This is a genomic window from Amycolatopsis sp. cmx-11-51 (assembly GCF_047608665.1).
Taxonomy (GTDB): Bacteria; Actinomycetota; Actinomycetes; order Mycobacteriales; family Pseudonocardiaceae; genus Amycolatopsis.
On the sequence record NZ_JADNQO010000007.1, the window covers coordinates 301,163 to 323,037 of the forward strand.

The 21,875-nt window shown below is 62.2% G+C and carries 23 protein-coding genes, 1 other RNA gene and 1 pseudogene; 18 read left to right on the forward strand and 7 right to left on the reverse strand.

What is annotated here, in order from left to right; genetic code table 11:
• Positions 1-4 precede the first annotated feature (4 nt).
• Together ACM6LU_RS24805 and ACM6LU_RS24810 are read left to right on the forward strand one after the other, a co-directional pair.
• On the forward strand, positions 5-400 hold the full coding sequence (locus ACM6LU_RS24805; RefSeq protein ID WP_414940149.1) for a hypothetical protein: 396 nt from the start codon (positions 5-7) through the stop codon (positions 398-400).
• Positions 401-1,144, forward strand: a complete 744-nt coding sequence (locus tag ACM6LU_RS24810) for a hypothetical protein (RefSeq protein ID WP_414940150.1) — start codon at positions 401-403, stop codon at positions 1,142-1,144.
• Positions 1,145-1,150: 6 nt separating this feature from the next.
• Here ACM6LU_RS24810 and ACM6LU_RS24815 read toward each other — a convergent pair whose 3' ends face one another.
• The gene (locus ACM6LU_RS24815; protein WP_414940151.1) at positions 1,151-3,202 is read right to left on the reverse strand and encodes a hypothetical protein; all 2,052 of its coding nucleotides are present in this window, start codon (positions 3,200-3,202) and stop codon (positions 1,151-1,153) included.
• Positions 3,203-3,287: 85 nt separating this feature from the next.
• Here ACM6LU_RS24815 and ACM6LU_RS24820 point away from each other — a divergent pair, with 85 nt between their 5' ends.
• The 11 genes and pseudogenes from ACM6LU_RS24820 to ACM6LU_RS24870 form a co-directional block, all read left to right on the forward strand.
• The gene (locus ACM6LU_RS24820) at positions 3,288-3,494 is read left to right on the forward strand and encodes a hypothetical protein (RefSeq protein ID WP_414940152.1); all 207 of its coding nucleotides are present in this window, start codon (positions 3,288-3,290) and stop codon (positions 3,492-3,494) included.
• Between the two features lie 322 nt (positions 3,495-3,816).
• A complete protein-coding gene (locus ACM6LU_RS24825) occupies positions 3,817-4,137 on the forward strand; it encodes a hypothetical protein (protein WP_414940153.1) in 321 nt (106 codons plus the stop codon).
• Positions 4,131-4,376, forward strand: coding sequence for a hypothetical protein (locus ACM6LU_RS24830; protein ID WP_414940154.1), 246 nt, complete (start codon positions 4,131-4,133; stop codon positions 4,374-4,376). The genes ACM6LU_RS24825 and ACM6LU_RS24830 overlap by 7 nt, the downstream gene beginning before the upstream one ends.
• Positions 4,376-4,639 carry a hypothetical protein gene (locus ACM6LU_RS24835; protein ID WP_414940155.1) on the forward strand — a complete coding sequence of 88 codons (264 nt, stop codon included), beginning with the start codon at positions 4,376-4,378 and terminating at the stop codon, positions 4,637-4,639. Before ACM6LU_RS24830 ends, ACM6LU_RS24835 begins: the two co-directional genes overlap by 1 nt.
• A complete protein-coding gene (locus ACM6LU_RS24840; protein WP_414940156.1) occupies positions 4,636-4,848 on the forward strand; it encodes a hypothetical protein in 213 nt (70 codons plus the stop codon). The genes ACM6LU_RS24835 and ACM6LU_RS24840 overlap by 4 nt, the downstream gene beginning before the upstream one ends.
• Before the next feature lie 547 nt (positions 4,849-5,395).
• Entirely contained in the window at positions 5,396-7,576 is a 2,181-nt protein-coding gene (locus tag ACM6LU_RS24845; RefSeq protein WP_414940157.1) for a type IV secretory system conjugative DNA transfer family protein, read from the forward strand.
• Positions 7,577-7,691: 115 nt separating this feature from the next.
• On the forward strand, positions 7,692-8,507 hold the full coding sequence (locus ACM6LU_RS24850; RefSeq protein WP_414940158.1) for a replication-relaxation family protein: 816 nt from the start codon (positions 7,692-7,694) through the stop codon (positions 8,505-8,507).
• Positions 8,504-9,544, forward strand: a complete 1,041-nt coding sequence (locus tag ACM6LU_RS24855) for a DNA-methyltransferase (RefSeq protein WP_414940159.1) — start codon at positions 8,504-8,506, stop codon at positions 9,542-9,544. The genes ACM6LU_RS24850 and ACM6LU_RS24855 overlap by 4 nt, the downstream gene beginning before the upstream one ends.
• Before the next feature lie 24 nt (positions 9,545-9,568).
• Complete coding sequence (locus ACM6LU_RS24860; RefSeq protein WP_414940160.1) at positions 9,569-10,699, forward strand: hypothetical protein; 1,131 nt, start codon at positions 9,569-9,571, stop codon at positions 10,697-10,699.
• Positions 10,700-10,873: 174 nt separating this feature from the next.
• Positions 10,874-11,035: a hypothetical protein gene (locus tag ACM6LU_RS24865; protein WP_414940161.1), complete on the forward strand. Its 162-nt coding sequence runs from the start codon at positions 10,874-10,876 to the stop codon at positions 11,033-11,035.
• Positions 11,036-11,054: 19 nt separating this feature from the next.
• Positions 11,055-12,062, forward strand: a pseudogene (locus tag ACM6LU_RS24870) (recombinase family protein); the annotation flags it as partial.
• Between the two features lie 697 nt (positions 12,063-12,759).
• On the opposite strand, the gene ssrA reads toward ACM6LU_RS24870, so the two are convergent.
• Positions 12,760-13,132, reverse strand: a transfer-messenger RNA (tmRNA) gene (gene ssrA, locus ACM6LU_RS24875).
• A gap of 156 nt (positions 13,133-13,288) precedes the next feature.
• Here ssrA and ACM6LU_RS24880 point away from each other — a divergent pair.
• The 5 genes from ACM6LU_RS24880 to ACM6LU_RS24900 all read left to right on the forward strand — a co-directional run bounded on the left by ACM6LU_RS24880 (position 13,289) and on the right by ACM6LU_RS24900 (position 17,554).
• Positions 13,289-13,972, forward strand: a complete 684-nt coding sequence (locus ACM6LU_RS24880; protein ID WP_414940162.1) for a sensor domain-containing protein — start codon at positions 13,289-13,291, stop codon at positions 13,970-13,972.
• A complete protein-coding gene (locus ACM6LU_RS24885) occupies positions 13,969-15,108 on the forward strand; it encodes a sensor histidine kinase (protein WP_414940163.1) in 1,140 nt (379 codons plus the stop codon). Before ACM6LU_RS24880 ends, ACM6LU_RS24885 begins: the two co-directional genes overlap by 4 nt.
• A gap of 52 nt (positions 15,109-15,160) precedes the next feature.
• Positions 15,161-15,802 carry a response regulator gene (locus ACM6LU_RS24890; RefSeq protein WP_414940164.1) on the forward strand — a complete coding sequence of 214 codons (642 nt, stop codon included), beginning with the start codon at positions 15,161-15,163 and terminating at the stop codon, positions 15,800-15,802.
• An 81-nt stretch (positions 15,803-15,883) separates the two neighbouring features.
• Positions 15,884-16,135, forward strand: coding sequence for a hypothetical protein (locus tag ACM6LU_RS24895; protein WP_414940165.1), 252 nt, complete (start codon positions 15,884-15,886; stop codon positions 16,133-16,135).
• A gap of 93 nt (positions 16,136-16,228) precedes the next feature.
• Entirely contained in the window at positions 16,229-17,554 is a 1,326-nt protein-coding gene (locus ACM6LU_RS24900; protein ID WP_414940166.1) for an acyltransferase family protein, read from the forward strand.
• On the opposite strand, the gene ACM6LU_RS24905 is transcribed toward ACM6LU_RS24900, so the two are convergent.
• From ACM6LU_RS24905 to prfB, 5 genes are all read right to left on the reverse strand, one after another.
• Complete coding sequence (locus ACM6LU_RS24905) at positions 17,544-18,440, reverse strand: amidohydrolase family protein (RefSeq protein WP_414940167.1); 897 nt, start codon at positions 18,438-18,440, stop codon at positions 17,544-17,546. The two genes, ACM6LU_RS24900 and ACM6LU_RS24905, sit on opposite strands and share 11 nt — an antisense overlap.
• Entirely contained in the window at positions 18,437-18,919 is a 483-nt protein-coding gene (smpB, locus tag ACM6LU_RS24910) for an SsrA-binding protein SmpB (RefSeq protein WP_101612637.1), read from the reverse strand. The genes ACM6LU_RS24905 and smpB overlap by 4 nt, the downstream gene beginning before the upstream one ends.
• Before the next feature lie 52 nt (positions 18,920-18,971).
• Positions 18,972-19,865 carry a permease-like cell division protein FtsX gene (ftsX, locus tag ACM6LU_RS24915; protein ID WP_101612636.1) on the reverse strand — a complete coding sequence of 298 codons (894 nt, stop codon included), beginning with the start codon at positions 19,863-19,865 and terminating at the stop codon, positions 18,972-18,974.
• 51 nt (positions 19,866-19,916) lie between these two features.
• Positions 19,917-20,606 (reverse strand): cell division ATP-binding protein FtsE, encoded by a 690-nt coding sequence (gene ftsE / locus ACM6LU_RS24920; RefSeq protein ID WP_005168409.1) that lies wholly within the window; start codon positions 20,604-20,606, stop codon positions 19,917-19,919.
• Between the two features lie 135 nt (positions 20,607-20,741).
• A complete protein-coding gene (gene prfB / locus ACM6LU_RS24925; RefSeq protein ID WP_414940168.1) occupies positions 20,742-21,845 on the reverse strand; it encodes a peptide chain release factor 2 in 1,104 nt (367 codons plus the stop codon).
• Positions 21,846-21,875 lie beyond the last annotated feature (30 nt).

Here is a 21,875-nt window from a genome sequence, read left to right on the forward strand (position 1 = left end):
CGCCGTGGCGGTGCTGACGGTGTTGGTGAGCGTCGTGGCGGTGTGGTTCGGCAAGGAAAAGGCCAGCGATCGCAGACGAAAGCGGTTCCTCGCTCGCCACCGCGAACGGTCGGTCAAAGGCATCGCCGCACGGATTGCCAAGGAGCGCGAGCAGGAACGCGTCGCCCATGCAGATACCGAGGTATTTCCCGTCGTTCCACCGGCCGACGACCCCACCGAGCAGTTTCCGCCTGCAGTGCCGCTGCCGAAACGGGTTCGGGGATACGTCCGCCGAGCGCCGACTCCGTATCCCCGGAAACCCTTGAACCAGCCAGATCCTGCGCTAATGCAGCGGGTGCTTGAGGGGTTGCAGGGGTTGTCAGACGACCCACACAACAGTCATCCACGAAAAGAACGGTAAATGTCCAATCCCACCACCGGCCCCAAGAACCAGCGCGCCACCCTCCCCGAGGTGATTGCCCACCTCGTCGGGCGCGAGCTCAAGGATGAAAGCTCTTCGTGGCACGCAGCTTTTCCCACTGCCCGCCAGTTGGCTAAGCGCTACCGGACGTCGTCGAGCACCGCGCGAAGCGCCTTGAAGCTTGTCCAGACACAAGGGCTCGTCACAAAGCACGGCGCGAGGTACGTATCGGCCCGACAGCACACGCTGCCGATCACGCTTGTCGATCTTGCGGCCAAGCTCGCTATGGCGATCACCGACCGGACGATCACGGGAAGGCTGCCCTTCCAGCGGCAGATCGCCGAGCGTTACAGCGTTCACACGGCAACAGTTAGCCGAGCCGTCGGGATCCTGGTGCAGCAGGGATTCGTCGAGCACAGCGACGAAGGCCACGTCGTTGCTGCGAACATACCGACCACTTTCACGGCTCCGAAGCCTAAACGCTCGCCGAAAGCATTCACGCCGCCGCGGTACGTCCGCAAGACACACGAGCGGAAGGTTTTCTCAGAGGCGCAGCTCATCGCCTACGACTTCCTTAGCCAGTGTTCGACTGGTCTCGAAGAGGCCGGGATCTTGGCACCAGAAGATATTGCCAAGAAGTACGAGGTGTCGATGGAGATTGCGGGGGATGTCTTCTTTCACGTGTTGGCTGAATCGAGGGCGGCCGGGAAGGTGGACGTCGCTGAAAGAACTAACATGCAGTAAGAATGCTCATTGAATCGATTTTTCTGACTGTATTCTATAAGAGAAATCATCAAATCGACAGGATGTTAAAATGCCGCCTTTTTGAGAGAGTGGCTGGCGAGCGTAGGCTTGAAGCATCAAGTTGCTGAGCCCTGTTCCATGGGCCCAATGGTAGTCTAAAACTTTTCGCTCATTGACAAAGTAAGTATAGTTGTTTTTTGTACGCAGTACAGATACTTTTAGCCAATCATCCCTGGGTTCTCCCACGACTTCACCATTGACGTGAGGTACGACAATCGAACTTCGTGCTACCGTCTCGTATTGGCCGAGTTCACCTATTGCTATCACGACAGGCTTGTACCCAGATTTCCAACCGTCATCGACATACTCAAAGCTGAACATTAAGACCCGTTCAATGGGCGGCTCCCCAAACCGAGCATTTAGCACATCCGGAACGTACGCTGCGAGTCCGCAACGTGACCAATCTGTCCCATATTGAGGGGACATTAGAACCTCAGCGAAGATATCCCCTAAATCTAGAGATCCCTCATTGCCGGGAAGCGCGTTCATCGACGTTGTCGAAAGTGTCAGAAAGCCCGCACTCTGCTGGCATTCGAGCGCATCTTTTTTAAGCCTACCAAGGACTAGCTTGGGGCTATGGGGTTCAATATACCTATTAGGACTTTGGCAAGCATTCTGCTGGTTAGCCGGTGATTGTTCCTCGAACCTTAGGTACTGCTTTTCGGCCCAAAGTTTGGCTTCATTCTGGAGCGCAGAATACTCAGACGTTTCGAACTTGGCCTGGACATGGGCAACGACGAGAGCCGCAGCTAGCACGATAGCAATCGGTATAGTCACAAAAGACCACTTGCACGCGATATCGCCTACCGCTTTCCATTTCTCTCTGTCGCTGCTTCTCTTGCAAACCAGACCAGCCCACAAAATTGCCAATGACGTAACTATTGTGCCAGAACACACGAAGTAGAAGTACCTATTTTCGAGCAAAAATCGAGTCGGCTCACGCAAAATACTATCCCAGGGCAGCGAGGGCGCTACACTCCAAGTAAGAAAGAGCCCTGATCCCGTCACAAAAATGATAAATATGAAGCGTAAGTCAAGTCCTCGCGTCGCGCGCAAAAGGACCTTGGTGGGGATCGTCGGAACTCTTGCGCCTGAAGTTGCCACACGCGCTTTTGGCGAATCGGGTAATGGTTGACCTAAGGGCACCGGTAGGTCCCGATCCAGCCTCAACGCTGGATCGCCTGGCTCCAGTACCTGCATCTCATTTGTATCGAGCCCTGAAGAAGATTCGAAATCTGGCTGACTAGCTGAGTCCAAAGCAGGCGGCTCTGGAGTCGCCTCACGATCAAGAATTGTCTCGGCAGGTTCCGAGGAATGCACCGCCGCCGACTCGTCGATTGGAGTAGGCGCGAAACGAGTGGATAGCGGCCCTGGCTGGAGTGTTTGAAGTGCCTCCGAGCTATCAGCGTCTGCCAACCACCCCTCATCGCTATCTATTTCTTGCGCGACTTTCGTGTTACCGCTGTCTCTGATTATGAGCGCAGCGATTTGGCCGATAGCGTCTTCAAGGTATCTTCGGGCCGACTTTTCGCTTACTTGAAACGCCTCAGGCAGGTAGTAGCTACCTGCTTCCCCTGAGTCGTCTTTACCTTCCATCCAACGCCTGCGCTTGGTGATTTTTAAGTCACGCAAAGGCGCGCTTTTGTAAAAGCCCTGCGGGTCTAGCGGCGCCTCGATAATATTGAATGAGACAGCCACCGCGTACTTGTATTTTTCTTTTTCAAGCGATCCAGTGAATACTGTCTTATTCTCGGATCGCGGAGTAATCTTTTTTATGTAGTAGTGAAGCCTGGACGCGATGAAAAATTGGGCCGTCGTTAGATCCTCAGTCCTGACTGCCCACGCATTTCGAAGCGGAGCTAGCTTGTTGCCGCCCAGCTCCCGAATCAGATCCGGCCGTCGGACGCCGAAATCGTTTGCGAGGTGCGTCAACGCTCGCTTGAGGTGCTCCTCGCGTGGATCGTGGTCCTCGCCGCTAGCCGCTTCGCCCTCATGCACGACGCGCCATTATAGAACACTCGGGTCCAGAACGCACAAACCGTAACAAAACTGTTATACTGTTCCTGTAAACAGGAACAGCTCTATGAACGAAAGATTGCAACATCAACCTGAAGACCCAGGCGGCGAATCTAAAGCGCCGCCGGAGGAAGATCGCCCAAACTTCGAGGAGGGCGGTTTTGCTGACACTTTAAGGCTCCTCGACTGGATATGGGAGGAAAGTCATAAAGAAAATGGAGACTGGCCATCTGCCCCGAAAAACCCTATTGACAAAACCCAAGATAAGCAGTAGACGCCTGCTTGACCACTTGACTTCAACCATGGTCAAGTGGTCTTTTTGCGTCCTCATTTAACTTGACCACGAGCCGGTCTTGCGGGTGTTTTGCCTGTTCAGAGACATGCAAGGCCGTGGTCACGCTGTTGGTCAAGTGGTCACGCGCTAGCTCAGTTCATCTGCCTTCTGCTTCAGTTCTTATATGCGGTTGCAGCGTCGCTCCGCAGGTACAGAACTGTCGACTCACCTCATTTCGGTCAATTTGGCGTTTCCTTGCTTCCCTATTTATGGGTGTGCGAGGGGTGAGTGTTTGTCGCATCTAAGTAGAAGGGAAATCGAAATGCCCAACCCCCTCGTCCCACGCCCCTCCTCATCTCTCGACCGCGCCAGCGGTCGTTCTATTTCCTCACGCCTCGAGCGGGCCATCCGTAGCGAAGTCGATCTCGTACAGGGGCGAGCGTTCGTTCAGGCTGCTCATACCCAGGCCGTTGACTTCGTGGCCGGAAGCGCCCTGCGGGCTGTAGAAGACCTGACGGCCATGGAGGCCGGCGCGTTGCAACGCAACCCGCTCGGTGAGGAGCGCTATAAGGCAATCGTGGACACCGCTACGGTTACCTTGGCGCACATCGTGGCCGAGACCGGGCGGTCGTCGTCATGGTGACGTTCTGCCTGGTCGTTGCCGCCATATTGCTGCTGGCCGGTGTGGCTTGGGCCGCCTACAGCTGGGCGCACGCCGAGCTAGAGGACGACCGCGGCCAGTTGGACGCCCAGCGGGAAGTGCTCAAGGCCGAATGGCTGGCCATGGAGCAAAACCGCAAGGTCAACGAGGTGTACTTCTCCGCACGGGAAGCGCTGCGCGACGCCGAACACCGCGATCCACCGAGGCGGTGGCCCTCGTGATGACGTTCTGGGGCGCCACGCTCATCGTTGGCTTCATGGTGGGCGTGGCGGTCGGCATCGTGATCGGGATGGCCGTCCACTCCCGTGCGCTTCGCGCCCGTGAGCAGCGGGTTGACGAGAAGCTGCGAGCCGCTGAGCACGGCATCCAGCTCCTTGTCTGGCACACCGGCCAGAGTCGGGAGCAGTTGTGGAACCAGTACCGGTTCCGGCGCTCGACCAGGGCCTCGGAGGAAGACGATCTCGACCAGGACGAAGCGTCATGAGCCCTTGGTGGAAGCACTCGTCGGAGGAGCGGCCACCGCTGGCCGGACGGCTGCTTGGCTTGGCGCTCTCCCTGGTGGTGTTCTCCGCGGCGGTCTACATCCTGGTAAGCACGGTGCGATTGGCGGCGGCACTGGTAGCAGGACTCCTACCGTTGCTGGTGGTTGCCGGAATCTACTGGGCAGTGCTTAGCCGGATTCGCAAGAAATAATTCTGTAGTTATCGGTATTCCACCGACGGGAGAGCTATGCCCAGACGAGGACGTAAACGCCTCCTCGATGAAGACGAAGACCTGGAACGTGAGCTACGAGAAGAGAGGTATCGGCGCCTCGCTGTCACGCTGCACCGTGAGTGGCGAGAGCGCCGCACAGATCAGGGCAGCGCCGATGCACAATCGGATGGCGCGCCGCCAGAGGTCGAAGGGTACCGATCGGTGTTGTAGAACGGTGCAAAGTGCTTGTTTTAGTATAGCATTCTACTAGATAATAAGTTCCGGACTAAGCAAGTCGGCCATCACGAATCGATCGTGCAGAAATAATAGGTAGCTGCATGAGCAACGTGAATAACGCAGATTGCTCAGTCCAACTAATTTAGCACTCTCGAACCGAGGGGTGCCACTTAGTCATTATCGCGCCAGCTGGGCCATTTCGTCAAGCTGGAGCTCTCTTTGCTATGACCTTAGGCGCCCCTCGTTTCGAGTCTTACCGAGAGGAGGTTTTTTCCTATGCCAATTTATATATTGCGTGGGGTACAGGCAGATGGCTGAGCTTGAGTGGCGCGAGGCGTTCCCGCCCGGCGCCCTTAGTTTGGCTGGACTCACCAAAATGCTGCGGGTCCTCGGGGGCCGGCCAGGGGTGGGAGTCCGACGATTGCAGCCGATCGTGGTGTTTGAGGTATGGCTTACCAAGGACAGTGCCCGGTGGCTGATCGGCTGCGATGAGTCCGTCGCCCGCCATTTAACCGGAGATTTAACGGCGCAGATGCCCGGCCTGGCACTGGTTGCCGTTACCTCGTCTCCCCGTAGATTACCCACGACGGCCCGAGAGGTACGGCCCTCCAGCGCCGCCTACCCGCTGCGGCTGGATACGGCCGGAAGTGTCGCCGCGGGCATTTTGCAGCAACGCCGTCGGCTTGGGGCTGATGAGTCGCTGGTTGTCCAGTGGGTTATCGGGCCAAGTCATCGCCGTAGCCAGCGTCCCGCTCAGTTTACGTTACTGGAATCACTGGGCATGGTGCCGCCTCGTCAGCCAAGCAGCGGTGAACAGACCGCCTGGCGTGAGAAAATCGCCGAGCCACTTTTTGGTGTTCGCGGTCGGATTGGCGCCGTTGCCGCCGACTCAAAACGCGGTGGGCAACTTATCGGGGCGGTGGTGAGCGCATTGTCGCTTGCCGCCGGAACCAATGCAACGATTACCAGTTCACGCCAATCCAGCCGGATCGCTCATCAACTGCTGGGCGTCATGGGTAAACGGCGCACCTGGAGCGGCAGTGTCAACGCCGCCGAACTAGCGATGCTCCTAGGCTGGCCCGTCGAAGGTGTCCGCGTCCCGGGAAGCGGTATTACGGCAAGCGCGCCACCTCGCAAATTGTTGGTTCCGGCGGACAAACCGGAACTGGCGAAGAGTGATCGCATCATCGGCACGAGTACACACGCGCAGACAAAAGGAGCGCTTGCGCGGCTTCCGGTGAAGAGTTCGACAAGCCACGTGCATGTCATCGCCCCGACAGGTGCCGGGAAATCCACCACGCTTGCTCGTTGGATACTCAGCGACATTGAAGCTGAGCGAAACATTTTTCTGCTCGAACCAAAAGGCGACTTGGTGACAGATATTCTCGCTCAGATTCCGGCAGGCCAACGCTCGGCCATTCGACTGATTGAGCCCGGTATGGGTGGAGCCGTCACCGGATTCAATCCTCTGGCTGGCCCTGTCGACACAGCCGAACGGCGAGCCGACTCACTCCTTCAACTGTTCCGCGAACTGTTCGGCAGTGCGATTGGACCGCGAAGTAGTGACGTCTTGCTACACACGTTGATCATGGCCGCTCGATTGCCGGATGGGACTTTGACCGACATTCCAGCACTGCTGACTAACGACGGCTTTCGCCGCCGCGTCCTTGCGATCACCAGTGACCCGATTACGATTGCGCCGTGGGCGGCCTGGTTTGACAGCCTGTCAGAACTGGAACGAAACCGCGTCGTCATGCCGATTCTGAATAAAACACGAGCATTCACCGCCAGGGCGCCGATCCGCCAACTGCTCGGGCAGCCGTCACCGAAGCTTCAGCTCGACGATTTATTCGGCGATACCCCGACCGTCGTGCTGGTGAACCTCAACATCGGCACCATTGGACCGGAAACCACCCGGTTACTGGGCAGCCTGATCCTCGGTCAGCTGCGCGAAACCATTCAGCGGCAAGCCTTGGTGCCCGCGGCTTCGCGGCGGCCGGTGTCGGTGGTCGTTGACGAATGGCAGAACTTCACTGCTGGGATGGACTTCGCCGACATGTTGGCGACGGCTCGGGGTATGAACACGGCCTTTGCGCTGGCCCACCAGCACTTGGCCCAGCTGACGCCGAGCCTTCGGGCGGCAGTCCTCGCGAACACCCGTTCGAGAGTGGCCTACCGACCGGCCAAGGCTGACGCCAAGGAACTGGCGGGCGTGCTCGGTGGCGGCATCACCGCCGACCAACTGATGCAGCTTCCGGCCTACCACGCTGCGGTACAGGTACTGGTCGATGGCGCGACCAGCGATCCGTTCATCGTGGCCACCCCCGATCTGCCACCAGCGACCGAAAATCCCGTCGTCGCCCGCTACGAGATCACCGAGCGATACGGCGTCGACCCTCACCGGCTCGACGCCCAACTCATCGAGCGGTGGCAGGGCATTGATACGACACCGGACGAACGTGTCGGATCCAAACGACGGAGGACGACATGACGACCTTCCTCGCAGCCTACCGTCCGCCCTCCCTATGGCATCGAGTTGTCACGCCCTTTACCAGCGGAAACCCGCCATTGCCGCCAACGACACTTCACCCCCGTGGAGGCGTCCAATGACGGGCCGTGGACGAACATTGCGGCTTCGCCAGCGGCTGTCGCAGCGCGACCTCGCCATCTTGTTGTCACTCCGTCAACTTCGGCTCCTGACGGGTCAGCAACTGCAACGTCTGCACTTCGCCGATGGCCATAGGCCAACACAAGCCCGGAAGACGCGCGCCGCCCTGAAGCGTCTGAGCGAACTGGGGGTGATCGTCAGACTTGCTCGGCGCATGGGAGGGCTCCACGCCGGGAGCGACGGTTACGTGATCGGCCTCAGCGGCTTGGGCTTCGCCGTGCTCGATGCCTCCCACTCAGGTTCGGGCCGCCGACACCGACGGGTCAACGACACCAAACCGGCCTTCCAGGATCACGTGCTGGCTGTCAGTGACCTCTACGTGCAGCTGACCGAAGATGACCGCGCCGGCCATAGCGAACTGCTGGAGTTTGCCGCTGAACCTGAGGCGTGGCGGCACTTCAGCGGCAGCGGTGGGCAGCGGGTCACGCTCAAGCCGGACGCGTATGTGCGATTGGGAGTCGGCGACTACGAACTCGCGGCGTTCATCGAGCAGGATATGGACACCGAATCAACCCCGACGATTGCCCGCAAACTCGGCGTCTACATCAATTACTGGCGTAGCGGCTTGGAGCAACGCGCCCGCGACGTCTTTCCGTTGGTGTGGTGGCTGGTGCCGGACACTAACCGACTCTCGGAACTGAGCCGCACCATTCGTCGTGTACCCGAAGACGCCCGCCAGCTATTTAAGGTGGCACTCACGAGCCATGCCGCCACGCAACTTACCCAACTACCAGATAAAGGAGGTGCCCTATGAATCACGCAAAGAAGATACCGTTAAACGTTGTGCTCGTCGGCGACGTGCGGCAACGGCTTAAAGAGCTGCCGGACGCCGCGGTAGACACGATAATCACCAGTCCGCCGTACTGGGCGATCCGGAACTACGGCCACGACGGTCAGATCGGCGCAGAAGCGAACGCCGATGCATGGGCGGAGGAAATCGCCAGCATCTGCGGCGAACTGTGGCGCGTCCTGACGCCTGGCGGCTCACTCTGGCTCAACCTCGGCGATAGTTACGCCCGCGCTCCCCGCGAAGGCGCTTCAAAGAAAAGTTTACTCCTGGGGCCGCAGAGGGTGGCGCTGCGCTTAACCCGTACCGGGTGGTTACTGCGGAATCAGGTGGTGTGGTCGAAGAAAAACCCGATGCCGTCGAGCGTGACTGACCGGCTAACGACGACGCATGAGTTTGTCTACTTCTTCACGAAGCAGCCAAACTATTTCTTCGACCTTAACGCCATTCGGGATGCACCGAACACGAAGACGACCGACGCGCAGCGACGAACACAACCGCACTATCCGCCGCGCGACGCCGTACCCAGTTTGGGTAATGGAGTGTCGCCGCGCATCAATCTCAACCAAGGACTGGCCGCCCTCAAGGGCGCCGGGCGGCAGAGTCACCCGCTGGGAAAGAACCCGGGCGATGTGTGGTCGATCGCCACCGCGAGCTATCGGGGCGCACACTTCGCTACTTTCCCGACGGAACTCGTACGCCGACCACTGCTGAGCACCTGCCCGCAGCGAGTATGCACTGTCTGCGGCGCGTCGTGGCAGCGTGAACCTCGCGTCGTGAATGGTCGGCGTCTGGCAACGGGGCCACTCCGTCCAGCGTGTGCACACAAGCAGTGGCGACCAGGTCGTGTGCTCGACCCGTTTTTTGGCGCAGGCACCGTCGCTATCGCCGCCGAAAGCTACCAACGCGACTGGCTGGGAATCGAACTCAACCCGTCCTATGCCGATCTTGCCCAGCAGCGGCTAATAAGCTGGCGCAAAAAGCATTCAACGACAGCAAGCTAACCAAAGTAAAGGAGGAATACCGCAATGGAACGACCACCATTCAACCAAGACGGAGGTGAACAGCCCCGCATCAACGGGTATAACATCGACCCGCCAGAACGTGAAACGACGAACGACTCGGCCGCCGAAACCGAACCCCGCTACCACCCACTGGTCGAGGTTGTCGATCTCGCCAGTGCAGCACGAGGAATTTCCTACAGCTTATGGATCGACGCCCACCAAGACCCTGACGAACTCGACGCGGACATTGCCGCCATGCTCGATAGCTCACCGACGCTGCCTGGGCTCCCCTGGGAAAAAGCATGGTCCGTTGCCCGGACCGAAGAGTTTGCCGGACTCACCTTGCAAGGATGCACCGACACCGCGCTCATTGCGCGACTGGCCAAGGGAGTGGCCGACTTCGGCGCCGCGTACGGAGCCTACGCGGAGCTGGTCGGCATCAGTGACCCGGAGATACTGGACAAGTTCGAAGATTGCTTCGTCGGCAGCTACGACAGTCCCGAAGCCTGGGCGAAGGCGACGGCCGAAGACTTGGAATGGGCACGTGAGCTTGACGAGGCCCTCACCGACCCATTCTTACGCCCTACGTCACCATCGACTACGCCAAGATGGCGAGCGAAGGTGCCCAAAGCTGGGACGTCGCCTCGGGCCACGACGGCAAAACCCACGTCTTCCTCCGGTGACGCACCGGGCCACTCCCCGGTGGCCTGTGGCCGCTCACCACGTGCTGCATCCGCAGACATGGGCGGTCACACCACACCGAGGAGGAGATCAGTCGTGACTGATCCCAGCAAGAACGGCACCAAAACGCTCGGCATCAAGCTACCGCCAGGGCTGCACGCGCAGTTCTCGCTGGTGGCCCAGCTGGATGGCATCAACCTGACGGTGGCCATCTTGCGGGCTGTCGAGCAGTACGTAGCCAACAAGCAGGCCGAACCGGACTTCGCCAAGCGAGCTGCTGTCGCTCTGGCGGAGATCGAGGAAGAGGCTGCTGCCCGCAAGGCGGCGATCGAAGGCCTGTTCGGCAATGCCAGCCCACAGGTTGACGCCGCGGCGGCGCCGGCCTCGGACGACCCGGAGACAGCCAAACCAGTTGCTACCGAGCCAACGAAGCCGAGTCGCACCAGGGGTCGCAAGACCGACGCTGAGGAGTAATCCCGGCTGAGTACCCCCCTTGAAGGGTGACGGGTAGCACTCATTGCTGCTACCCGTCACCACACAACTCAGGAAAGTGATATACCCCGCCAAAACGCGGCATCCGAAAGAAAGGACAGGATGACCTTTCTTGGCACGGGAAAAAATTAATGAGAAAATAAGGAGGACCAATGCATGACATCGAAGAAAAAGCCCAATTGGGAGGTGAAAGCGTACGGTCGGCAGTTCGACGAGATAGACGTTGACCTACTCGTGCAAGTAGTCATCATGCTGGGACAGCAGCTGGCCGAAGAAGCCGCCGAGGCGGATAGCAACGAAGGAGGAGATGATGAGTGAAACAACATTAAATCGCCACATGCGCAAGCAGATTACCGGCAAACGGAAACGATCCGTCCTCTACTTGCGCGTTTCGACGCCAAGTCAGGTCAACACCGACTACAATCCAGAAGGCATTTCTATCCCGGCTCAGCGCGAAAAGGGGCAGCAAAAAAGTGACTCACTGAATGCTGACATCGTGCGCGAATTTGTCGAACCCGGTCGAACTGCCACCAGTATCGAGAAGCGCCCCGTCTTCCAGGAGATGATCGCATGGGTAAAGGCACAAAAAGACATCGACTACGTGATCGTCTACCACTTCAACCGGGTATTTCGTAACAGCGTTGATGCGGGCATCACTAAGCGCGATCTTGCCAAGGTTGGTACGCGCATCGTGTCAACCGTGCTCGACATGGGCGATAATCCCGAAAGTGCGATGGTGGAGAGCATCATCCACGCCGTTGACCAGTACCAGTCCCAAGCCAGCGGTGCGGACATTAGCTACAAGATGGGACAGAAGGTGAAAAACGGCGGCAGCGTCGGCCCGGCGAAACTTGGCTACCTCAACGTGCGGGAGGCCAAAGCCGAGGGCGGCGAAGTTCGTACCATTGCCGTCGATCCCGAACGCGCACCACTTATCACTAAAGGCTTCGAGCTGTATGCCACCGGGCGCTACACCGTATCGGAAGTGCTGGAGCAACTCACCGCTGCCGGGCTCCGCATCCGGCCACGACGCGATCGCTCAGCAAGCCCGCTGTCGCACAGCCAATTTTCTGAGATTCTCAAAGACCGCTACTACTGCGGGTTCGTCACCCATGAGGGCGAAGAATATCCCGGCCGCCACACGGCCCTTGTCGACGAGCCACTGTTCGATCGTGTCCAGCGCGTTCTCGCGCTCCATGGTGGTGGCGATACCAGGGAACGTCGGCACTCCCACTGGCTCAAGGGTTTGCTCTGGTGCTACCGCTGCGATCACCGCATGGTCATCATGCGCGGCAAGGGCAACGGTGGCACCTACTTCTACTTCTTCTGCCGGGGTCGCCAGAAGCACACCTGCGATTTGCCGTACCTCGGCATGGCGCAGATCGAAGCCGCCGTGGAGCGGCACTTTGCGATGGCTCGACTGTCTGAGAACTTCCGCAGTCGTCTGACGGCACAGTTCACCACCGTCATGGCCTCCGAGCAGGGCGGCCTACGAAGCCTCAAAAAGCGGTTCACCGCCCGGCTGGCTCAACTTGACGCCAAGGAAGACGGCTTCCTTGACCTTGTAGATGACCCTGCCTGGCCGAAGGCGAAGATCAAAAAGAAGCTGGCCGCGATCGAGGCCGAACGGCGGGAAATCCAAGAGCAACTGACCGACACCGGCTCCAAGCTCGACGCAGGCCGCCAGTTCTTCATGCTGGCGCTCAAGCTGCTGACCGATCCCCAGCAGGCCTACCAGCGAGGGAACGCAGCGGTCAAAAAGGCCCTAACAGCGATCCTTTTCGGCAAACTCAAGCTCAACGTCATCGATCCAGACGGTCAGGAGCCGACCGTGACCGTGGCGGGTCACGAACTCACCGAGGGTATCGACGCGCTGGTAGAGGTAGGCAGCCCGGCCGCCTCGCAGTACACCGCGACAGTGACAAAGTCCACAAACAGCAAGCGAGACCCCTCCCGTGAGGGAGAGGTCTCGCTTGACCTGTCTACCGAAGCAGGCCTACTTGAAACCGTTCTTTTGGGTCAGGGTTCAAGTAGGGCCGCTGTGGTGGAGGTGCCGGGAATTGAACCCGGGTCCTCTGGCGTGTCACCAGGACTTCTCCGTGCGCAGTCCGCTATGTCTCTACTTGGCCCCTTCAGTCACGCGAACAAGCTGAAGTGACGAGCCCAGCCACTGTTTGATTCCCAACCGCACCCCGTAGCCGAGTGCGGCGGTAAGCCTCCTAGCTGATGCCGGTGACCGGGTCGGAGGCGACCCCGGACCGACAGAGTCACTCTACTGCTTAGGCAGCAAGAGCGAACTCGCGCTGGCTCTTAGGCTCGGCGCTTATTGGTTTGCGATGACGCTTACGGTGGTCTCTCGCCTGCACCGGCACGCTTCTCCTGATTCAACGTCCAAAGTCGAAACCGTTCACCCCCTTGATGGGACACAACCTGTACAGCATAACGCGGACGGCAACCGGGTTGATCCCGGCGGTGGGGCTAACCCCACCGGGGAGATGCCCGCGGGCACCATGTCACCGCTCCCCTCCGGCAGGCGATGCTTGTTTCCTCGAACCAGAGAGGAGCACGACCATGAGTTCGCTAGCGGCCGAGCGGGAGCTGAGCAGGTCCGATCCGTCGTTCGGCGGCTCACTCGTCTACCTGCTGATGAACCTGCCGATGGGCACGTGCGCGTTCGCGCTCCTGATGGCGTTCCTCTGGCTGGGCATCGGCACGGCGGTCGTCTGGATCGGGATTCCGATCCTCGCACTGGTGATCCTGGCGGTCCGCGGGGCCGCCCGGATGGAGCGCGCCAGGGTGTATGCGCTGCTCGACCGCTACATCGACCTGCCGTACCTCCCGCTGCCCGTCGGCGGCCAGTCCGTGCGCTGGAAGGCGCGGCTGAAGGACGGCTCGACCTGGCGCGACCTCGGCTACTTCCTCCTGTTGTTCCCGGTCGGGATCGTCGAGTTCGTGCTGGTCACGGTGTTCTGGTCGACCAGTCTCGGCCTCGCCGGCCTGCCGATCTACTACCGCTTCCTCCCGGGCGGCGAGTACCGGTTCCCGAACTACGACGTTCCGTGGTTCACCGTCGACTCGACGGTCTCGGCGTTGCCGTGGGCCGCTCTCGGGGTGCTGTGCGTCGCCCTCTCGGTAGCGTTGACGAAAGCGCTGGCCGGCACGCACGCGCGGCTGGCGACGGCGTTGCTCGGGCCCACCCACACCCAGCGCCGCCGTCTCGAGGACTCTTGGGGCGAGAGCACGGTGACCGGATGACGATCGATCAGCAGGTACAGCACGTGGAGATTCCGCGACCGCGGCCACTGAAGTCGATCGTCTACGTGATCGTCAGCTGGTTCTTCCGGCTCCTCCAGTTCATCTTGATCGTCACCGGCCTCGCGGTCGGGATCGCGACCGTGGTGGTGTGGATCGGCTTCCCGATCCTCATGGCCACGACCAGCTTCGTCCGCTGGTCCGCCGACCGCGAGCGCGGCTGGGCGCGGAAGATGCTCGGCACACCGCTGGAACCGGTCGAGCGGCTCTCCGTGGACGGCCTTTCGCTGATCAAGCGCTGGCTGACCCGGCTGACCGACCCGACGACGTGGCGCGACCTCGCCTACCTGATGCTCGCGTTCCCGCTGGCCTGTGTGGAACTCCCGATCGCGCTCGCCTCGATCGTGCTGCTGCCGATGGCGATCTGGGTGACCCCGTGGCTCGCCTGGCTGCACGGCAATCTGGCCTTCACCTTCCTCGGCCCGAACCGCACCCAGCGACTGGAGCAAAAGGCGGAACACCTGCAAGCGTCACGGGCCCGCGGTGTCGACGCGGCCGAGGCCGAACGCCGCCGCATCGAGCGCGACCTGCACGACGGCGCCCAACAGCGCCTGGTCGCCGTCGCGATGAGCCTCGGCCGCGCGAAGTCGAAGTTCGACCATGACCCGAACGCCGTGCGCGAACTGATCGACGAAGCGCACCTCGACGCCAAACTCGCGGTTTCGGAACTGCGTGACCTCGCCCGGGGCATCTACCCGGCCGTGCTCGGTGACCGCGGCCTCGACGCCGCGCTGTCCGCGCAGGCCGCGAAGTCTCCGATCCACGTCGATGTCCGGGTGGACGTCGAGCCGCGGCCACCGGGGGCGGTCGAGACGACGGCGTACTTCATCGTCGGCGAGACGCTGACCAACATCGCGAAGCACTCCGGAGCGACCGAAGCCGGTGTGAAGGTGTGGCGCACGGACTCGATGGTGATCGTCGAGATCACTGACAACGGGCACGGCGGCGCCGAGGTCCGGCCTGGCGGCGGTCTCGCCGGACTCGCCGACCGGGCGGCCACGATCGACGGCGTGATCACCGTTCTCAGCCCGCCCGGTGGCCCGACGGTGATTCGCGCGGACCTGCCGTGTCAATGGTGACCAGCTCGTGAGTGAATAGGCTCCGCCATTCACTCACGACGCTGGGGGCAGCATGCGGGTTGTCATCGCCGAAGACGCGGTTCTGTTGCGCGAGGGGGTGATCCGTCTGCTCGCCGACGAGGACATCGAGACCGTCGCGGCCGTGGACAACGGCGACGACCTGCTGGGCGCGGTCAAGGAGCACCGGCCGGATCTCGCGATCGTCGATGTGCGGATGCCGCCCACCTTCACCGATGAGGGCCTGCGCGCGGCGCTGGGCGCCCGTGAGGCCATTCCTGGGCTGCCTGTCCTGGTGCTTTCCCAGTACGTCGAAGAGAGCTACGCGGTCGAGCTGCTGTCCGGCGGCGCGGGCGGAGTCGGCTACCTGCTCAAGGAGCGCGTAGCGGACGTCGGCGACTTCCTCGACGCGGTCAAGCGGGTCGCCGGCGGTGGTACGGCCATCGACCCGGACGTCATCGCGCAGCTGATGGCACGAGGCCGCAAGAACCCCCTCGACGCGCTCACGGCCCGCGAGTCCGAAGTGCTGGGGCTGATGGCGCAGGGCCTGTCGAACACCGCTATCGCGAACTCGCTCGTCGTCTCGCACGGCGCCGTCGAGAAGCACATCGGCAACATCTTCTCGAAGCTCGGCCTCGAAGCGAGTTCGGTGGAGCACCGCCGGGTCCGCGCGGTTCTCACTTACTTAGGACGCTGAAGTAGCTCTTGGTGGCGAAGCCGTCACTCACCTAACATGGGCAGACTGTTGGTGAGAGACGAGCCGAACCGAGGAGGACCCATGACCGACAGGCCCTCCCACAGCGTCCGCTTCTTCGGCGGGCCGCTCGACGGACGTGTCCAGGAACTCGGTGACACCGAGCCGATCGCGGGCACCGTGCTCAAACACGTCCATCTGCACGACGGGCCGAAGATCGAAACCCGGTACGAACTCGGCCTCGCCGAGGACGACAGCTGGGAATTCCGGCTGTGCTCCGCCCCGGTCCCGGAACCCGCGCCGCGGCCGGAGCCCGAGAACGACGGTGTGGGGTAGGGAAAACTCCACCTCCGGAGGGGGAAAACCGGAAGATCGATACGGCGGTCCGCCCCGCTGTTTACGAGGCTCTGAAGCACCAGGCTCTTTCCCATGCACACGAGTCAGAAACAGGGCCGGGACAGGTTCCTGGACATCGTCCGAGCGGTCGCGATCCTCGCGGTCGTCGTTCAGCACTGGGGCATGCCGGTGCTCTCCTACGCCGACGGCCATCTCTTCACCGGGAACGCACTCGCGACGCCCGGCTGGTGGGTCATCACCTGGCTTTCCCAGGTCATGCCGCTCGTGTTCTTCGCCGGTGGCGCGGCGAACCTGATCTCCTTGGGCCGCGCGGAAAGTTCGCGTTCCTGGCTCGCGGCCCGCCTCAGGCGGCTGATGATCCCGGTACTGCCGCTCGTGGCCGTCTGGCTCTTCGTCCCGGACATCCTGCGCGGCATGGGCGTTCCGGAGCAGCCTCTGCAGGTCGGCGGCGCGATCGCCGCACAGCTGTTGTGGTTCCTGGCCGTGTACGTGCTCACCGTGCTGCTCACCCCGACGCTGGCCGCGGCGCACCGTCGCTGGGGCCTCAAGGTCCCGCTCGTGATGCTCGCCGCCGCCGTCCTCGTCGACTTCGCCCGCTTCAACGACCTCGGCCTGATCGGTTTCGCGAACGCCGTCTTCGTCTGGATGGCCGTGCACCAGCTCGGCTTCCACTACACACAGGGTCGTCTCGGCTCGCTGAGCCGCAACGCCGCGCTGGGCATGTCCGCCGCCGGATTCGGCATTACCGCGCTGCTGGTCGCCTTCGGCCCGTACCCCGCCAGCATGATCGGTATGCCGGGCGCCCCGGTGTCGAACATGAGCCCGCCGACCGTGCTGCTGGCCTTCCTCGCGATCGGTCAGATCGGCCTCTTGCTGGCCTTCAAACCGCAGCTGAACGCACTGGCCGCCCGCCCGAACCTCGACGCCGCGTTGGCGTGGATCGGCCCGCGGTTCATGAGCGTCTACCTGTGGCATATGCCGGCGCTGATCGTCGTCTCCGGTGTCGCGGTCTACGGCCTGGGTTACGAGACTCCCGAACCGGGTTCCGTGCTGTGGCTGACGATGATCCCGGTCTGGCTCGGCGCCTGCGGACTGGTGCTCCTCGGTCTCCTGCGGCTTTTCGCCCGCTTCGAAACGCAGAGCGACGGCCCGGCGTCGACCGCGCACACGCCTCAGCTCGTCGTCGCCGGGCTGGCGATCGCCGGTGGCCTGCTGGGACTGGCCGCGCACGGTTTCGCCCCGCTGAGCGACGGCCTCACCCAGGGACCGGTGCCGTGGGTGGCGCTGGCGACGGGCGGATTCGTCTTGGCCGGTAAGCAGATCTCGGTCTCGGATCTGGGGACTCGGCTGCTCGGCCGCGCGCTCACGATCACCGAATCGGCTCAGCTCAAACGCTGAGCAGTTTCGCGGGGGTGTCGTGCAGCACCGCCCGCAGGAACGGCTCACCAAGGCGATCGTCGGCGGCCCAGCCGGCGATCGCCTGCAGCTGCGTGGCGTAGGAGTACGGGATGTTGGGGAAGTCGGTGCCGAGCACGACGCGATCGGGGAACTCGGCCAGCAGGTCCGTCCAGTCCGGCGGGAGCGGATTGCCGCGCTGGGTGAACTTTACCCCGACCATCGTGGTGTCGAGGTACACGCGCGGATACTTCCTGGCCAGCTCGAACGTGAAAGCGATCTCGGGCATCCCGGCGTGGGCGAGCACCAGAGTCAGGTTCGGATGCCGCACCAGGATCTCTTCGAACAGCCGTAGCCCGGTGTAGGCACCCTTCAACGGTCCGTGTCCACAGTGGACGACCACTGGGACACCCGCGTCGGCCAGCGCGCCCCAGACGCCGTCCAGCAGTGCGACACGCGGGTCGTAGGCGCCGACCTGGACGTGCGCCTTGAAACAGCGGGCGCCCGCGCGCAGCGCACCGTCCACAACGGACAGTGCCGACGGCTCAGGGTAGAACGTGCCCGTCGGCACGGCGTCCGGGACGCGTTCCGCGAACTCCAGCGCCCAGGATGTCAGCCATTCGGCCATACCGGGTTTGTGCGGATAGACCAGCGGCGCGAACTTGCGCACGCCGAACGAGCGCAGGGTTTCGATCCGCTCTTCCTCCGACGTGCGGTAGTACACCGGCCAGGCCATGCCGTAGTGCTCCTCGGCCTGGTCGAAATAGGCCCACACCTTGTCCATGACCGGCTTCGGCAGGAAGTGCAGATGAAGGTCCACGAGCCCGTCGATGCCCAGCGCCGTGATCCAGCCAGGGATCTCGGCGTCCGAAGCGGGTCCGTGGATCAATCGTTGTACCGGCCCTTCAGCGCCCGGCCCAGGGCCCGGCTGATGGTGCGGTCCGCGTCCCGCTTGGAGATGTCCTGACGCTTGTCGTAGGACTTCTTGCCCTTGGCCAGCGCGATCTCGACCTTGACCTTGCCGTCCTTGAAGTACATCGACAGCGGAACCAGGGAAAGCCCGCTCTCCTTGGTCTTGCCGATGAGCCGCTCGATCTCCTGGCGGTGCAGCAGCAGTTTCCGGGTGCGCCGTGGTGTGTGGTTCGTCCACGTGCCCTGGACGTACTCCGGGATGTGCACGTTGCGCAGCCAGACTTCGCCGTCGTCCACCGTGGCGAACGCGTCGGCCAGTGATGCCCGTCCTTCACGCAGGCTCTTCACCTCGGTACCGACGAGCACGAGACCGGCTTCGTAGGTGTCGAGGATGGAGTAATCGTGGCGAGCCTTGCGGTTCGACACGATCACCTTGTGTCCACGTTCCTTGGGCATAGCGGCGACTCTACGTGAGTTTCTGTGTTCGGGCAGGTGGTTATCGGGCAGGTCAGTGGCGCACGTACAGGCGCAGCGTCACGTAGCCGGTGATGGCCGAAATGATGACCGACACGGCGAGCAGGATCGGCGCCACCGGGAACAGCAATTCGAGCATGCCGACCGCGGGGAACACGTCACCCGTGAGCACCAGGTCGAGCAACAGCACCTTGGTGAGCACGAGGAAGACGATGCCGATGATCGCACCGACGAGACCGGCGACCACCGCCTCCAGGAGGAACGGCAGCTGGGTGTACCAGCGGGTCGCGCCGACCAGGCGCATGATGCCGACCTCGGTGCGCCGGGTGAACGCCGACACCTGGATCGTGTTGGCGATCAGCATCAGCGCGGCGATGGCCATGATCAGCGCGGCCCCGAAGGCCAGGTTCCGCACACCGTTGAGCGCGTTGAACACGCGGTCCAATGCCTTCTGCTGGTCGTCGACCTTGCTGACGCCGGGTTTTCCGGTGTACTCCTGGATGATCGCCTGGCTGCGCTCGGGGTTCTTCAGTTTGACGTGCAGCGACGCGGGCAGCGCCTCCGGCCCGGTCAGCGCGAGCAGTTCCGGCTGGCTCTCGAACATCTTCTTGAACCGCTCGTAGGACTGCTCGCGGTTCTCGAACACGACCGACTCGACGCCGTCGTTGCCCTGCAGGTCCTGGCGCAGCGACTGGCAGGCGGACTGCGAGCAGTTCGGGTCACCCGAGCTGATGTCGTTGACCAGATAGACCGAAACCTCGACGTCGGCGAGGAAGTTGGCCTTCATCTTGTCGATCGTTCCGACGGCCAGCAGACCGAAGCCGAGCATGGCGAGGGAGACCGCGGTGGTGAGGATCATCGCGATGGTCATCGTGACGTTCCGGCGCAAGCCGGTGACTACCTCGCTGAAGACGAAACTGGCGCGCATCGGGGTTGCTGTCCCTTGGAAGTCGTGGGTTACGGAGGAGGGAGGGGCCGGTCAGCGGCCGATGCCGTAGACGCCTCGGGCGTCGTCACGGATGACCTTGCCGAGCTGAAGCTCGACGACCCTTCGCCGCATCGAGTCCACGATCGAATGGTCGTGGGTGGCCATCAGCACCGTCGTGCCGGTGCGGTTGATCCGCTCCAGCAGCAACATGATGTCCTGGCTGGTGTCGGGGTCCAGGTTCCCGGTCGGCTCGTCGGCGAGCAGCACGAGCGGGCGGTTCACGAACGCTCGGGCGATCGCGACGCGCTGCTGCTCGCCACCGGAGAGTTCGTTGGGGAGGCGGTCGGCCTTGCCGTCGAGGCCGACGAGTTCGAGCACCTCGGGCACGACCTTGCGGATCGTGGGGCGCGGCTTGCCGATGACTTCGAGCGCGAAGGCGACGTTCTCGGCGACGGTCTTGTTCGACAGCAGGCGGAAGTCCTGGAAGACGCAGCCGATGGTCTGCCGCAGGCGCGGCACCCGGCGGCGGGCGAGCTTGGCGACGTCGAAGTTGGAGACCATCACGCGACCCTTGCTCGGCACCTCTTCGCGCAACAGCAGACGCAGGAAGGTCGACTTCCCGGATCCCGAGGGACCGATCAGGAAGACGAACTCACCTTTGTCGATCTCGACCGACACCCTTTCAAGGGCGGGACGGGTCGAGGTCTTGTAGACCTTGGAAACCTCTTCGAGCCGGATCACGGTTCGGCATACTACCCATGTCGGTCGTTAAGCCCGGGTAGCCCGGTCCCGGCGGCCAAGCGAGCAAGGGACCTTTGCTATCACTCTCTTCCGGAAAGTGACAGCAAAGGTCCCTTGCTCTCTCACGCAGGGTTGTTACGCGGCTCCGGACTGCTTGCGCCAACGGATGCCCGCCTCCAGGAAACCGTCGATCTCACCGTCCAGAACGGACGACGGGTTGCCGACCTCGAACTCGGTCCGCAGGTCCTTGACCATCTGATACGGGTGCAGCACATAGGAGCGCATCTGGTTGCCCCAGCTGGAGCCGCCGTCCTTGAGCGCGTCCATCTCGGCGCGCTCCTCCTCCTTCTTCCGCAGCAGCAGCCGCGCCTGGAGGACCTTCATCGCGGCCGCCTTGTTCTGCAGCTGCGACTTTTCGTTCTGACACGAAACGACCACACCGGTCGGGATGTGCGTGATGCGCACCGCCGAGTCGGTCGTGTTGACGCTCTGGCCACCGGGACCGGACGAGCGGTACACGTCGACGCGGATGTCCTTCTCGGGGATGTCGACGTGGTCGACCTCCTCGACCTCGGGCATCACCTCGACGTGCGCGAAGGAGGTCTGGCGACGGCTCTGGTTGTCGAACGGCGAGATGCGCACCAGGCGGTGCGTGCCCTGCTCGACCGAGAGCGTGCCGTAGACGTAGGGCGCGGTCACCTTGAACGTGGCGGACTTGATGCCCGCCTCTTCGGCATAGGAGATGTCATAGACGTCGGTCGGGTAGTGGTGCCGCTCCGCCCAGCGCAGGTACATGCGCAGCAGCATCTCGGCCCAGTCTGCGGCGTCGACGCCACCCGCTTCGGACCGGATGGTGATCACGGCGTTCCGCTGGTCGTACTCACCCGACAGCAGGGTGCGGACCTCGAGCCCGTCGATGTCCTTGGTGAGCGCCGTCAGCTCGGATTCGGACTCGGCCGCGCTGGCGGTGTCGCCCTCGTCCTCGGCCAGCTCGTAGAGGACGCCCAGGTCGTCGAGCCGCTGCCGCAGCTCGGAAATGCGTCGCAGCTCACTCTGCCGGTGAGACAACTGGCTGGTGACCTTCTGTGCCGCTTCGGGGTCGTCCCAGAGGTTCGGGCTGGATGCCTGTACCTCCAGCTCGGCCACCTGGGCACGCAGCGCGTCCAGGTCCATCACCGACTCGATCTGCGTCAGCTTGCCGGCCAGGTCCTTCAGTGCCGCATCGAACTCATCACTCACGTCGGACAAGGTTACGGCAAAACCCACGAC

Excerpts from the sequence above, each read along its gene's own strand:
- ACM6LU_RS24810 (WP_414940150.1), top strand. The coding sequence starts at position 401 with ATGTCCAATCCCACCACCGGCCCCAAGAACCAGCGCGCCACCCTCCCC.
- ACM6LU_RS24820 (WP_414940152.1), top strand. The coding sequence starts at position 3,288 with ATGAACGAAAGATTGCAACATCAACCTGAAGACCCAGGCGGCGAATCT.
- ACM6LU_RS24825 (WP_414940153.1), top strand. The coding sequence starts at position 3,817 with ATGCCCAACCCCCTCGTCCCACGCCCCTCCTCATCTCTCGACCGCGCC.
- ACM6LU_RS24830 (WP_414940154.1), top strand. The coding sequence starts at position 4,131 with ATGGTGACGTTCTGCCTGGTCGTTGCCGCCATATTGCTGCTGGCCGGT.
- ACM6LU_RS24835 (WP_414940155.1), top strand. The coding sequence starts at position 4,376 with ATGACGTTCTGGGGCGCCACGCTCATCGTTGGCTTCATGGTGGGCGTG.
- ACM6LU_RS24840 (WP_414940156.1), top strand. The coding sequence starts at position 4,636 with ATGAGCCCTTGGTGGAAGCACTCGTCGGAGGAGCGGCCACCGCTGGCC.
- ACM6LU_RS24845 (WP_414940157.1), top strand. The coding sequence starts at position 5,396 with ATGGCTGAGCTTGAGTGGCGCGAGGCGTTCCCGCCCGGCGCCCTTAGT.
- ACM6LU_RS24850 (WP_414940158.1), top strand. The coding sequence starts at position 7,692 with ATGACGGGCCGTGGACGAACATTGCGGCTTCGCCAGCGGCTGTCGCAG.
- ACM6LU_RS24855 (WP_414940159.1), top strand. The coding sequence starts at position 8,504 with ATGAATCACGCAAAGAAGATACCGTTAAACGTTGTGCTCGTCGGCGAC.
- ACM6LU_RS24860 (WP_414940160.1), top strand. The coding sequence starts at position 9,569 with ATGGAACGACCACCATTCAACCAAGACGGAGGTGAACAGCCCCGCATC.
- ACM6LU_RS24865 (WP_414940161.1), top strand. The coding sequence starts at position 10,874 with ATGACATCGAAGAAAAAGCCCAATTGGGAGGTGAAAGCGTACGGTCGG.
- ACM6LU_RS24880 (WP_414940162.1), top strand. The coding sequence starts at position 13,289 with ATGAGTTCGCTAGCGGCCGAGCGGGAGCTGAGCAGGTCCGATCCGTCG.
- ACM6LU_RS24885 (WP_414940163.1), top strand. The coding sequence starts at position 13,969 with ATGACGATCGATCAGCAGGTACAGCACGTGGAGATTCCGCGACCGCGG.
- ACM6LU_RS24890 (WP_414940164.1), top strand. The coding sequence starts at position 15,161 with ATGCGGGTTGTCATCGCCGAAGACGCGGTTCTGTTGCGCGAGGGGGTG.
- ACM6LU_RS24895 (WP_414940165.1), top strand. The coding sequence starts at position 15,884 with ATGACCGACAGGCCCTCCCACAGCGTCCGCTTCTTCGGCGGGCCGCTC.
- ACM6LU_RS24900 (WP_414940166.1), top strand. The coding sequence starts at position 16,229 with ATGCACACGAGTCAGAAACAGGGCCGGGACAGGTTCCTGGACATCGTC.
- smpB (WP_101612637.1), bottom strand. The coding sequence starts at position 18,919 with ATGCCCAAGGAACGTGGACACAAGGTGATCGTGTCGAACCGCAAGGCT.
- ftsX (WP_101612636.1), bottom strand. The coding sequence starts at position 19,865 with ATGCGCGCCAGTTTCGTCTTCAGCGAGGTAGTCACCGGCTTGCGCCGG.